Source organism: Sphingobacterium sp. N143, assembly GCF_030325625.1.
GTDB lineage: Bacteria > Bacteroidota > Bacteroidia > Sphingobacteriales > Sphingobacteriaceae > Sphingobacterium.
The window spans coordinates 388,976-401,231 of the sequence record NZ_JACAIS010000003.1 but is presented as its reverse complement, the minus strand read 5'-3'; the positions used below and the strand labels follow the sequence as shown (position 1 = coordinate 401,231).

Here is a 12,256-nt window from a genome sequence, read left to right as displayed (position 1 = left end):
TCATGATAAAAAAAATATTCACATGCATATACCTGGCGTTGGGGATTGCCGGAACTGCTATAGGGCAGGACCATGATTTTCAATTCAATATTAAAGGAAGCCCCTTTCCTGCAAAAGCCAAAATCTTTGTTCGGTATATGGTGGACAGCAAGTTGACTTTTGATTCCTTGGATCTAAGCGCTGGACAGATACGATATAAAGGGAAAATTGCTGAACCAACACAGGTAATGCTGTTTTACTCCAAAGAAGGTATTTCTTTTTTCAACAGGAAGGCCGGACCACTGGAGCGCCTTACGTTCTATGTGGACCCTTTGGAAGCGGATACGGAGATTGAGGTCAAAATTCCTTTTGAATCCTCACAGGTAAAAGCGGGGAAATTACAGGTTGCTTATCAGAAATACCAGGATTATCTGCGTCCCTATGATAGACAATTGAGTATACAGCAATCCAAACGGGCTGATTTATATGAAGCGAAGAGCCAAGATACACAGGCACTGAAACAAATAGCTGCCGAGATCGATAGGGTAGAGGCCTTGCGAAACGATGCACAGCGCTCTTTTGCCGCACAAAATCCAGATAATTATTTTAGCCTGTTGTCCTTACGTGAAATTGCACGTTATGGCGATGAGCTCAGTGCAATTGAACCCATATTTCTGAAGCTGTCACCCGATTTAAGGGGAACAGCTATTGGCAAAACGTTGCAAGATGAGATTCAATTAGCTAAAAAATTGGGAATAGGCCAGCCAGCTCCAGATTTTGAACAGTTGACACCGGATGGAAAAGCATTGAAATTATCTGATTTTCGGGGAAAATACCTATTGTTGGATTTTTGGGCATCCTGGTGCGCACCTTGTCGGGCAGAAAATCCACATTTGATTGAAGTTTATAAAGAATTTAAGGGGCAGTCATTTGAAATATTGGGTGTGTCACTGGACAAACCGGGTAAGAAAGATAACTGGATCAAAGCCATTGATCAGGATGGCTTGACTTGGCCACAGGTATCTGACCTCAATGGATGGCAAAGTAAAGCCGCTCAACTGTACGGTATTCAGGCTATCCCCCAAAATTACCTGATATCACCAGAAGGAAAAATTATTGGTGTTAATCTAAAGGGTAAGCAGCTGAATGCTAAACTGGCAGAATTAATTAAAAAATAAATATAATAAAGGGGCAGATCATATTGCCCCTTTTAGCTATCGTACAGTTACGCCAGCTGCTTTTTAAAGCTAGCTATTTTTTCATCAAGGACCTGGCTATATTCAGGATTGATTACACCGTTATTCAGGTCAAAATTCTCATAAAACTTAGGTAGGGAGAATGTTTCTTTGATGATTGCACCAAACTGTGGAAAGAACTTCTGCGCTTCAGCCATAACATTGCCGCCACCATAGCCACCTGGTGAAGTGGTCATCAATAACATCGGTTTATCCTGAAATACCTTCACATTAATTCTTGATGCCCAGTCAAAAACATTTTTAAAGGCGACACTATAAGAACGGTTATTTTCAGCGAGCGAACAGATGATAACATCACTTTCAGCAATGTGTTCCAGAAAACGATGCGCCTCCTGTGGAAACCCATTTTTTTCTAAATCAACTGAAAAAACAGGCATGGTATAATCATTCAGGTCAATGAGATCGATTTCATGATCATTAAAACTTCTCAGGACAAATTTGACCAATTGCTTGTTGATGGAAGTGGAAGAATTGCTTCCTGCAAATGCGAAAATTTTCATGTTTTATCTTTTGTGGTTGTCAGTAGCCTAAATTTAGGTATTTTTTAGACAAAAAAAATACGCAGTACAAGTCACCCAGTTATTGCTCCCTCATGATGAACAATAAAAAATAGCAAGAAATACTTGACTATATTGATTTGTTATTTATATTTGATCTAAATTAAATTAACAACCATCGTATGAAAAATAGATCAATATTGATCCTCTTCCCTTTGGTAGGGGTATCAATAGGAGCCTACGCCCAGTCTTCCATCCAGGGAAGATTGCTTACTGCCGACCACAAAGGCATATCCAACATTACCCTCATTCTCAATGACAGCTTAAAGACAAGATCAAAGTCCAATGGACAGTTTAGTTTTGACCGGCTGAAACCTGGTCAATACATTCTTAAAACCTCTCATATTGGACTGAGATCTAGTTTAGATACCTTGGTTTTAGGAGCCAACCAAACGATACAGAAGGATGTTATCCTTGAGGTAGACCATCATCAACTAGAGGAAGCCCAGGTAGAAGGCCTGCGTCATGTCAATGAAAAGGAACTTTCCACAAGTTTACGCGTGCAGACACCTATTCTTAATTTAGCACAGAATGTGCAGGTCGTTAATTCAGATTTACTCGCTAAACAGCAGGTATTTAATCTTTCAGATGGATTGATTCGTAATGTGAGTGGTGTGAGCAGACTAACGCATTGGAATGACATGTATGTTAATATCCATATGCGGGGATCACAAATACAGGCCTTTAGAAACGGAATGAATGTGGTAACTTCCTTTTGGAGTCCGCTTTCTGAAGATATGTCCGTTGTTGAGCGGGTGGAATTTGTCAAAGGACCTGCTGGCTTTATGATGTCCAGTGGTGATCCGGCCGGTATTTATAATGTGGTAACAAAGAAACCCAGCGGCGAAACCAAAGGTGAAGTTAACTTTTCAATGGGAAGTTTTGCGAGCTACAGGACTTCTTTGGATCTTGATGGACAACTCTCAAAGGATAAGAAGTTATTATATCGTCTGAATATAGCCGGAGATACCAAAGGATCATTTAGACCTTTTGAAAAAAATCAGCGGTTGGTGATTGCCCCAGTATTGTCCTATCAACTTGACGCAGGTACGAAGGCCACATTTGAATATACTTATCAGCGGGCCAACATGTCTGATATTGGATCGGCATATGTGATGTCACCCTTTGGGTATAAATCGCTTGACCGTCATACAACCATGTCTGCGGAAGGACTGGATCCGCTCCATGTCAACGACCATTCTACCTTTATAACCATCGAGCATGAGTTGGCCCCGAATTGGAAATTAACTGGTCAGGGGGCCTATTTTACCTATAACCAGACAGGAGCGAGCAGCTGGCCCAGCGATATTTTACCCGATGGAAAAGTGATTCGTAAAAGCGATATCTGGGATGCGCAGAGTGATATGGTCCTGGGACAGATATTTGTCAACGGACAGGTAAAGACGGGCAAGGTCAATCATAGCATACTTGCCGGACTGGATCTAGGCAATAAGAACTATTATGCCGACTGGAACCAATCGATAGTCCTGGATTCTCTTGGAGGTGCCTTTGATCCCAAAGCTCCGGTGTATTCACCCGATTTCGGCTACCAGCAGTTCGATCGGTCCCAACCATTGCGTAGTCGGGCGCTGGCTGGGGGGGGCGTGATGAAAACCCAGTATTCATCCGTCTATATCCAGGACGAATTGGGATTTTTAGACAATACATTATGCCTGACTTTGGCCGGCAGATTTACGAATATGTCTGTAGCAAGCTGGGGCGGTGAACCCGTGGTGAGCAAGAAAGTAACGCCACGTGTCGGCCTTTCTTATGCAATCGATCAGGCTACATCGGCCTATGCGCTATATGACCAGTCCTTTATCCCCCAGAATGGACTTTTATTTGATGGGAATACGGTAAAACCCATTACTGGTGACATGATGGAACTTGGTTTGAAAAGAGACTGGTTTTCAGGTCGCTTGAGTACTTCGGTGAGCGCATATCAGATCATTAAGAACAATGAAATTACCTCCTATGGCCCCAAGCCCGAAATGAGTGTTGAAATAGGACAGAAGAAAGTAAGAGGTATCGAGTTTGATCTCAAGGGAGAAATTTTTCATGGTTTTACCGCTGTGGCCAATTATGCCTATACCGATGGAAAGATTACCAAGATCAATGATGGGGTAGAAGGACTATTTGTCGGCCAACGTCTGGATGGGGCGGATAAACATATTGCCAATCTTTGGCTCGATTATACCCTATTACAGGGACAGTTGTCGGGGCTGAGCTTTCGCACCGGAATGACAGCATATCTGGATCGCTCCACCGCATTTTACTCGGCAGAGTTTCCCGAACGGAATATTGAAGATTATGTTCGTTTTGATGCTGGTTTGGCTTATCATAAGGATAAATTTTCGGTAACACTCAATGTGATGAATCTGGCCGACCGATACTTGTTGGCAGGAGGTTCCTATTATGCCGATAAAGCCAATGGTGGTTATTTTACTGCACCGGTATATTCCTGGCAGACAGAGGCGCCACGTAATTATCGCCTTTCCTTGGGCTACAGATTCTAGACCAGTATCCTGTTTTTTTATTTCAGTCTTCGAATTCAACCAGCCGAAGACTGAAATAATGCCGAATTGACCATGATTTCTACGAAGACTTTTTTATTTCACTGGATGGTCCAAACTGTGGCGGCAGAGCGTCTTGTGGGATCGGTAATCAAAGCGATGCCCTAAAAATGGAATACAGTGGAATATCATAATATTTACCATCTTTTTTTAAGTGCTGCTTTAAGACGGCCTCCTTTTCCATTCCTATTTTCTCCATGACTTTTCCCGAAGCTGGATTATGCGGGAAGTAAGTGGCAAAGATTTTATTAAATTTCAGCGTTCTGAATCCAAAATCGATGACCGCTTTTGCGGCTTCTGTGACATAACCCTTATTCCAGTGCGGGATACCAAGCCAGTACCCCAGTTCGGCTCTGTCGGAGCCTTCGTCATGGAGTCCTATGGCCCCCATCAATTTTCCGTCTTTGCTCCGAATGGCGAATGTGAAACCTTTATGGTTTTCAAAAGCCTCCCTCGAAAGTTTTAACCAATATTCCGCATCTTCCTTTCGGTAGGGATAGGGGATATTTGAGGTGAAATCGGAAAATACTTTATCCTGAAGGTACATGACGATCTGTGGGATATCTTCTGAGGTCACTGCTGATAGGATCAGCCGTTCTGTTTCTAGCTTTGGAAAGTCTTTCATCTTCTCTAAATTTCATATTTGGCCAAATAAGCACTTAAGAGTAGTGCCTGTTTCGAATTTACAAATACTTTTTTAATAACAAGATGCTATCGCTGATTTCGAGACAAAAACATCGTATTTTGAGATAAAACACAACTTTATGAATAGGCCCATGAAAAGAATACCGAAGAAAATAGCCTATTCCTACCTTGATTTATTGGCTTGTACCAACTGTTTTCTGATCCATTGATCAAGAGGAATACGCACTTTGTTTTGAATATAAAAATATTGACCATCCGCTGTAGCCTCTAGCACCCAGTTGTCATCGGCACGTTGGCGCTTATAACCCTGTATCGTATAATATGGCATATAAACAGATGGTTTTGTTACAATTTCAAACTGAATATGATCAGGTTCATCTGCTTTCTCATGATTCGAAAATAAGTAACTGTCTATTTGATGGATTTCGGCAGATTGGTTTAATCGCTCGATAAGTGCCCGTTCCTGCGTTGTATTGTGAAATGGGTAAGGGTAATAAAGTCCTTCATAATAGTAGTCTTTGGCTGAAGAGGGCTTTTTGCTGCCCTGAACTTCCACACCATCTCTATTGATCAGGTATGTTCGGCCTGAATCATTTGCAGGAGAAACGGTCCAATGCTCTCCCCCTTTATTATAGACTTTGTTAACAGCCCCTTCATAGAAGGAAGCGTAACCGTAATTGAAAAAATCCGCAAAGCCCACTTTTGGATCAGTCAGCCTGTTATTGTTCAAATCAACATAGCCCACTTTACCTTGCTGCACATAGCGGCGTATACCTTCGTGCCAGTAGTCTGGCCCATTATCATATAAAAATGGTGTATATAAAAATTTTCCAGTTCTGTCGTAGACACGCCCCGATGGTTGATTGGGATTCATGGGATTGATACTGGTATCCTGTGCTGAACAGTACATCTCGATAAAAGGGGTGGTGATCGGATGGTCAAAATCATAGGCCCCGATTGTTGAAAATTGGAGCGGGACAATGATGCTGCCAGAGGCTGTACGGACGCCAACACCTGTGCTGTCGCTATTGGTAAAGTAATATAACTGCTCCTGAGAAAAAGAATTTAGAAAGCAGAGCACAGCTGTAAATATCAATAAAAGTTTCATCCTCTTCATACTTGTATAAATGCCTGTCCAAAACTAATTCTTTTTCCCCACTTAAAAGCTAACTCAGCCCACAATAAAATTGACAAGTTCCTGCTGGGATGACCTCTGTTGAGACTAAAGGACGAATGCCCGTTGTACCGGAATTGCATGTGCCGCAATGGTACAACGGGCATAAGAATGAGCGCTAACCGTCATGTGCATAGGTCATTCCGGCTTTACCTGGATCCGGTTAATAACCTGGATTTTGGGTTAAGTTAGGTTCCACCTGGAAGCTGCTTTCATGAAATGGCCACAGGTATTGGTGCTTTAGGAATTTCCGGTCTTCAATCTTGAGAACTTCAGATTTTCCGTTACTGTTCAGTTTCATGTGACCGAGTGCAGGCTGATTGAGTACTGCCTCAGCTGTTTTCCAGCGTAGGATATCACTATAGCGCAAACCCTCTCCAGCAAATTCTGTCCTTCGTTCATTGCGGATGAGGTCAGTCCATTCTTGCTGCGATTTTGCGGTTAAGGTGACATCAGCAATACCCATGTCCAGACCCGCACGTTTACGGACCTGGTTGATGCAGTCCTTTGCAAGATCATCGATATCATTCAACATGATTTTTGCTTCCGCATAGGTGAGTAAGACCTCCGCGTAACGGGCTAAAGGAAAGTGCATATTCCCACCGGTACGGAAGGCATCGGCCTCATCCACAAACTTCTTGAACCAGTATCCCGACCTGCTGCTGCGCAGATTCTGATAATAAAAGACACTTTTTGAATCGTAAATATCGATTTGTTCCTTGTTAAATAAGTCTCCTTGACCAAATATACTGGCCGCATATCGGGGATCCCGGTTTAGTTTAGGATCCAGTTCATATTCCTGTTTGCTGTGCAATGGACATTTGTCGATTGGCCGTCCCTGAAGGGTCCAGTAACTGTCGACCAAGGATTTAAGCGGCACGACATACGATTGTCCTTTTCCGGTTTTGTACTGGGGAGCAAGGTGTTCAAAAGAAGCTGTTGCCGAATTGTTGTGGCTCTCCATGTCAAATTTGATGATAAACTCTTTGTTGGTTTTATCAGCTTTGTAATTAAAGAGATCAGCATATGCCGGGTGCAGTTGGTATTTACCACTTTCCATGATTTCCTTGGCAAGGCGGGCAGCCAGCTCGTAACGCCCATTGTAGAGGGCATAGCGCATCACCAAGGTCTTGAATGAATATCTGTTGAACATATAGGCATTGGTTGTGCCTTCGTCCTCAGGCAATCTTTTCGCCACATCCTCACTCATTGTAAAGAGCTTGTCGAGAATTTCAGCTTTTGGGGTAACGGGGGGTGTTGCATCTGCCAGGGAAACGGGTTCCAGCACAAACGGGACATTGGCCCATAGTTCCGTAATCCTAAAGTAATGCCAGATGCGCAACCCTTCGAGGATGGCCTTATATTTTTGACGGGTCGATTCATTTTCGACATAAGGAATATCAATGTTGGCCAGGTAAGTGTTGATCCTTCCTACATGTTTATTGTAGAGTGCCCAATAATAAATAGCCAAAGGTGAGTTGCTGGTCATATTGCCATTGGCGATAACCATATGGTGGTCTGTTTCGATGCGGGCATAAGCGTTGTCCGTACGGCCATCCATCATATAGAACAACAGCCTGCGTTCGCCAGGGCCCATAAAGGCATCCAGATAGCTACTGTAGACCACACGGCGCAAATCTTCTTCGGTATTGAAGAATTCATCAAAAGAAGTGGCTGTGGGGTCACGTTTGTCGAGAAATTTTTCGCAACTGGACAAGGTTGCCAGGGCGATTATAAGGGTGATAATTTTCTTTTTCATTGTTTTTGATTTAAAAAATACTTGCACTCAGTCCAAAACTGTAGGTTGCCATGCGAGGGTAGTAGCCATTACCATCATTGGTACCAGGGCTGTCCACGTCGATTCTTTCGGGATCCAGGCCTTCCCATTTCGTGAAGGTGAACACATCCTGGGCATTCACGTAAATGCGGAAATTTTTGACACTCTTGCCCAGTGTGGGGAAGGTGTAACCAAGCTGGAGCGATTTTATCCGGAAAAAAGCAGCGTTGCTCAACCAGGTATCACTGAGCAGAGTATTGGGACTAGGGCCTGTCCAAAGACGGGGAAAGCGGCTGTTGGGATTGTCTGGGCTCCAATGGTTGGCAACATATTCGACACGTGGTGCGCCCAGATCATTGCTGTTGCCATCCACAAAGACAGGAAAAGCTTCCTGGCCGATCAATCGGCCAGTACGTTTGCCGATCCCCTGACCAAGTGCCGAAAAATCCCATCGCTTATAACGTAAATCTAAATTGATGGCATAGTTGTAATGTGGAAGCGGGTCTGCCAGATAAGTACGGTCATCATCATTGATGATGCCATCCTGATTCTGATCCACATAGCGAATATCGCCTGGTCTCGAGTTTGGCATTTTGGCAAGAGTAGCATCCACTTCTTCTTGTGTTTGAAAATATCCATCCGACCGGAATCCATAATAATTGTTTATTGGAATCCCTTTATACCAAATACGGTTATTGTCACCTTTAAAAATTAATCTATCCCCTTCATTGTATCCTGCTTTGAGCATGCGGTTGCGGTTGTCAAAGAGCATTCCCCCGATGGTATATGAAAAATCACCCTTCTTATCGGACCAGCTGGCCGAAAGTTCCCAGCCCTTATTTTCGACCGCCCCGATATTCACGGCCGATACCAGGCTATTGGAGCCGGTAAGTGGAGGTACGGCGAATTCATCATAGATGAGGTCATATGAATTTTTATGGTAGACTTCTGCCGTAAAAGATAATCTGTTCCGGAACGCATTGATATCCATACCGATGTTCCATTGTTTTTGCTTTTCCCAGGAGAAATTAGGGTTAGGGACACGTATTGTCCAGCCCCAGGTATTGACTGATTCCTCCCAGAGATAAGGGGCAACATTTTCATTACCGATGAGACCGTAGGAAGCACGGATCTTAACGTTGTTGATCAGTTTGGACTCCAGGATATTTTTGAAAAATTTTTCATTGTGCATGTTCCAGGCCAATGCACCAGAAGGGAAGAAGCCCCAACGGTGGCCAGGGGCAAATTTGCTGCTCCCATCCGAACGTCCAGTCAGTTCGAGGATATAACGGTTGTCAAAAGAATAGTTGAGCTTTCCAAAGAAAGAAGCCTTACTGATCTCCCTAAAATCGGTATACGTGTAGTTCATGATCTCCGACCCTGCTGTTAAGTAAATTTTGTCTTTGTCCTGTCGTAAATCCTTATTGAAATTGATGAGTGCCCGGGCTGTTAGCTGGCTTTCACTGACTCCTTGAGAAGCATCAACATCATTTCCCCAAATGGTAACCGGCGCTCCTTTTTCATCAAAAAATTTATAGGTGAGCCGTTCGTGTTTATTGGCAGATTTATTGATCATGTAAGACACATTCCCTTCAATGTTGAGGTTGCTGTTGATGTTATATTTGGGTCGGAGGTTGATCGTGCTCCGGTCATACATGTTGTTTTTCTTGCCGCCTCGTTTGATGGATGCAATGGGATTGATATTGTTGTGCAGAATATAATGCTCGGGCAGGTCCGAATCATAGAAAATCTGCTGTGTTGGATTCATGCGCCAAGCCAGTTTATAGAGGCCATGACCATCATCGTTAGCCATTAAGCGGTTTACCTGCAGGCGATGCGCATAGAAATCAGCCATTAGCACAAATTTATCTGCAATGTTGATATTCGTGTTGAACCGTGCGGAGAATTTTTGGGTACCCTCAATGGCATTAAGACCGTTTTCTTTGATATGGCCGAGCATCAGATTGAAGGTGCCGACACCACCGCCGCCAGATATGCTGGCATTGTTGTTGATTGCCGTGGATGTCCTTTCCATAACTTCGTCTAGCCAGTTGACTGGTTTAATTTCGCCCGAGGCAAACTTGTTGATGGTTTCTTCGGGATAGATAGCCGGTTGCCCCTGTTGAATCAAGGTTTCATTGCGGAGTTTCATGAAATCAACAGCATTCACAAATTCGGGTAAATCTATCGGTTTGTTGATGGCGTACCAATTGTTGGTGAAAACCTTGAACTGGCCCGTTTGCCCACGTTCAGTTTCGATGATAATAACACCGTTAGCCCCACGTGAACCATACATAGAGGCTGAAGCCGCATCTTTTAATACGGTGATACTTTTAACCTGATTGGGGTCTATATCATGGATACTCTGCTCCATACCATCGGCGATGACAAGTGGATCTGCATTCTGAAGCGTACTGATACCGCGGATGGAAATCGTGCCGGGAACACTGCCCGGTAGGCTACTGCCCCGCATCATGGTCACCCCCGGAATGGTACCTGAAAAAGCATCCTGCATCTTATAGATTGGACGGTTTTTAATTTTTTCCATATCCATTTGTGATACTGAAGAGGCGACGTGCTTTTTATCTACTTCAGAAAATCCGACAACGACTACCTCATCAAGCCCTACCTCATCGGTGTCCATGACCACATTGATTTCTGTGCGGTTATTGATGGGCACTTCCAGCTGTTTAAAGCCGATGGCACTAAAGATTAGCGTGCCTTTGTTGCCATTGGGAAGCGAAAGTTGAAATTCACCGTGCGTATCAGTTGTGGTGCCGGAATTACTTCCCTTGAGTAAAATGCTGACAGATGTCAATAGGTTTCCCTTAGTATCGCGCACTTTGCCCTTGATTGATTGTTGGGCATAAAGTGGACTGATCATAGAAGCCATTAACAAAGCAGCCATAATAGGTCTTTTCATACTTTTTGTTTGATTTATTATCGATTAGTTTTATAAAACTATAAAATTATATTTCATTTTGTTATTATTTAATTTTTTTATGTTACTAAATTGTTATCTGTTATTTTTTAAATTTTAATTTGAAGTGTGGTAAGTATTATTTAATGAATTTTTGTGGCTTTTTTAATAGTTTTAGTAGATTTATTTATGTATTAAGTATCAAATAAGTTACGTTTTGTTTGAATGTAGTTGTAACAAACGAATATTATCGAAAGTGATAATATATGCATGGATACGCCCAATGGTTTAGGGAAAGATGAGTATGGATCGGAACTTCTTCTGTATTTCTTCTGAGTAAATTTTATTCTAATACGTATATAAATAGGATTTTATTCGTATATAATACGTACTTTATAGGTGTTCATCCGAATGAGGTCCCTATGAAGTCCCTATTAAGTTCGTATAAAGTCCCTACTATTTTTAACCGAATGATCAATATGTTCACTAACATATCACTTGCTCAGCAGAAAAAATTGCGTTTTACGGATTGTTGTAGTTATTTTATTTAATTATTGAGAAATATCTAGCATAGGTCTCCTTTGTATTTTTGACACACTCTCTTTTTTACGGATTTTTTTGTTTGGAAGTGCCGCCAGGGGAGAGATGTATTTGTGGATAATTGGAGATAATGATTATTTCATTTTGAAATAATTTTACATTTATATAGATTTAACATAATTTTTGTTGCTTTGAACCAAGTGTAACCTAGGGAAAATAATCATGGATTTTAGTGAAATTCCATTAAGTTTGGATGAGTTTGACCGTTTTAAATTGGGAGATGAAAAGATTTTTAGAAAGATTTTTGACTTCTACAAACCTTTGATATATAGTAAGGTAAGGCGAGTGTGTGCTTCCGATGTAGATACAGAAGAGGTTATACAGGAGGTTTTTGTGCAACTTTTTCTCAAACGAAAGTCTATTCCATGCCCTGCCGCAATATTTCCATTTTTATTTCTGGTTGCAAAACGAATGGCAATCTCATTATTTCGAAAAGAAGTCAGCAGACAGCAGTATCAGATGGCGCAAGCCTCCCAATGGGATGAGCTAAGTGACGAGTTAGAAAAGCAAATCGCACATAAAGAGTTAGATCAGCTATTAAAGTCTGTTGTGGAGCAGCTTCCCCCACAACAACAACTTGTCTTTCGGAAAAGCAAAATCGAAGAATTAAGTTATGCTGAAATTTCCGATGAAATCGGTATTTCCAAAAATACTGTTCGAAATCATCTGGTAGCAGCCTGTCATTTTGTACGTTTAAAGCTGGATAGTTTGCTTTTGCTATTATTTTTCCTAAAAAATATGTTTTGACTAGTCCATTCTCAGATCTTGTGCGAAT

8 protein-coding genes are annotated in these 12,256 nt (G+C 42.2%); 3 read left to right on the top strand and 5 right to left on the bottom strand.

Features of this window, described 5'->3' with window-relative positions:
* The first annotated feature begins 2 nt into the window (after window positions 1–2).
* Window positions 3–1,157, top strand: coding sequence for a TlpA disulfide reductase family protein (locus HX021_RS07820; RefSeq protein WP_286589593.1), 1,155 nt, complete (start codon window positions 3–5; stop codon window positions 1,155–1,157).
* A 47-nt stretch (window positions 1,158–1,204) separates the two neighbouring features.
* Here the strand turns inward: HX021_RS07820 and HX021_RS07815 are convergent, their stop codons facing one another.
* Window positions 1,205–1,735: an NADPH-dependent FMN reductase gene (locus HX021_RS07815; protein WP_286589592.1), complete on the bottom strand. Its 531-nt coding sequence runs from the start codon at window positions 1,733–1,735 to the stop codon at window positions 1,205–1,207.
* Between the two features lie 179 nt (window positions 1,736–1,914).
* Here HX021_RS07815 and HX021_RS07810 point away from each other — a divergent pair, with 179 nt between their 5' ends.
* The gene (locus HX021_RS07810; RefSeq protein WP_286589591.1) at window positions 1,915–4,308 is read left to right on the top strand and encodes a TonB-dependent siderophore receptor; all 2,394 of its coding nucleotides are present in this window, start codon (window positions 1,915–1,917) and stop codon (window positions 4,306–4,308) included.
* Between the two features lie 148 nt (window positions 4,309–4,456).
* On the opposite strand, the gene HX021_RS07805 is transcribed toward HX021_RS07810, so the two are convergent.
* The 4 genes from HX021_RS07805 to HX021_RS07790 all read right to left on the bottom strand — a co-directional run bounded on the left by HX021_RS07805 (window position 4,457) and on the right by HX021_RS07790 (window position 10,884).
* Window positions 4,457–4,990, bottom strand: a complete 534-nt coding sequence (locus HX021_RS07805) for a GNAT family N-acetyltransferase (RefSeq protein WP_286589590.1) — start codon at window positions 4,988–4,990, stop codon at window positions 4,457–4,459.
* A 183-nt stretch (window positions 4,991–5,173) separates the two neighbouring features.
* Window positions 5,174–6,118: a hypothetical protein gene (locus HX021_RS07800; RefSeq protein WP_286589589.1), complete on the bottom strand. Its 945-nt coding sequence runs from the start codon at window positions 6,116–6,118 to the stop codon at window positions 5,174–5,176.
* Between the two features lie 229 nt (window positions 6,119–6,347).
* A complete protein-coding gene (locus HX021_RS07795) occupies window positions 6,348–7,943 on the bottom strand; it encodes a RagB/SusD family nutrient uptake outer membrane protein (RefSeq protein WP_286589588.1) in 1,596 nt (531 codons plus the stop codon).
* Between the two features lie 10 nt (window positions 7,944–7,953).
* Window positions 7,954–10,884, bottom strand: a complete 2,931-nt coding sequence (locus HX021_RS07790) for a SusC/RagA family TonB-linked outer membrane protein (protein ID WP_286589587.1) — start codon at window positions 10,882–10,884, stop codon at window positions 7,954–7,956.
* A gap of 786 nt (window positions 10,885–11,670) precedes the next feature.
* Between HX021_RS07790 and HX021_RS07785 the strand changes: the two genes are divergently transcribed.
* On the top strand, window positions 11,671–12,228 hold the full coding sequence (locus HX021_RS07785; RefSeq protein WP_286589586.1) for an RNA polymerase sigma factor: 558 nt from the start codon (window positions 11,671–11,673) through the stop codon (window positions 12,226–12,228).
* The last annotated feature ends 28 nt before the right edge of the window (window positions 12,229–12,256 follow it).

Excerpts from the sequence above, each read along its gene's own strand:
- HX021_RS07795 (WP_286589588.1), bottom strand. The coding sequence starts at position 7,943 with ATGAAAAAGAAAATTATCACCCTTATAATCGCCCTGGCAACCTTGTCC.
- HX021_RS07800 (WP_286589589.1), bottom strand. The coding sequence starts at position 6,118 with ATGAAACTTTTATTGATATTTACAGCTGTGCTCTGCTTTCTAAATTCT.
- HX021_RS07790 (WP_286589587.1), bottom strand. The coding sequence starts at position 10,884 with ATGAAAAGACCTATTATGGCTGCTTTGTTAATGGCTTCTATGATCAGT.
- HX021_RS07820 (WP_286589593.1), top strand. The coding sequence starts at position 3 with ATGATAAAAAAAATATTCACATGCATATACCTGGCGTTGGGGATTGCC.
- HX021_RS07810 (WP_286589591.1), top strand. The coding sequence starts at position 1,915 with ATGAAAAATAGATCAATATTGATCCTCTTCCCTTTGGTAGGGGTATCA.
- HX021_RS07805 (WP_286589590.1), bottom strand. The coding sequence starts at position 4,990 with ATGAAAGACTTTCCAAAGCTAGAAACAGAACGGCTGATCCTATCAGCA.
- HX021_RS07815 (WP_286589592.1), bottom strand. The coding sequence starts at position 1,735 with ATGAAAATTTTCGCATTTGCAGGAAGCAATTCTTCCACTTCCATCAAC.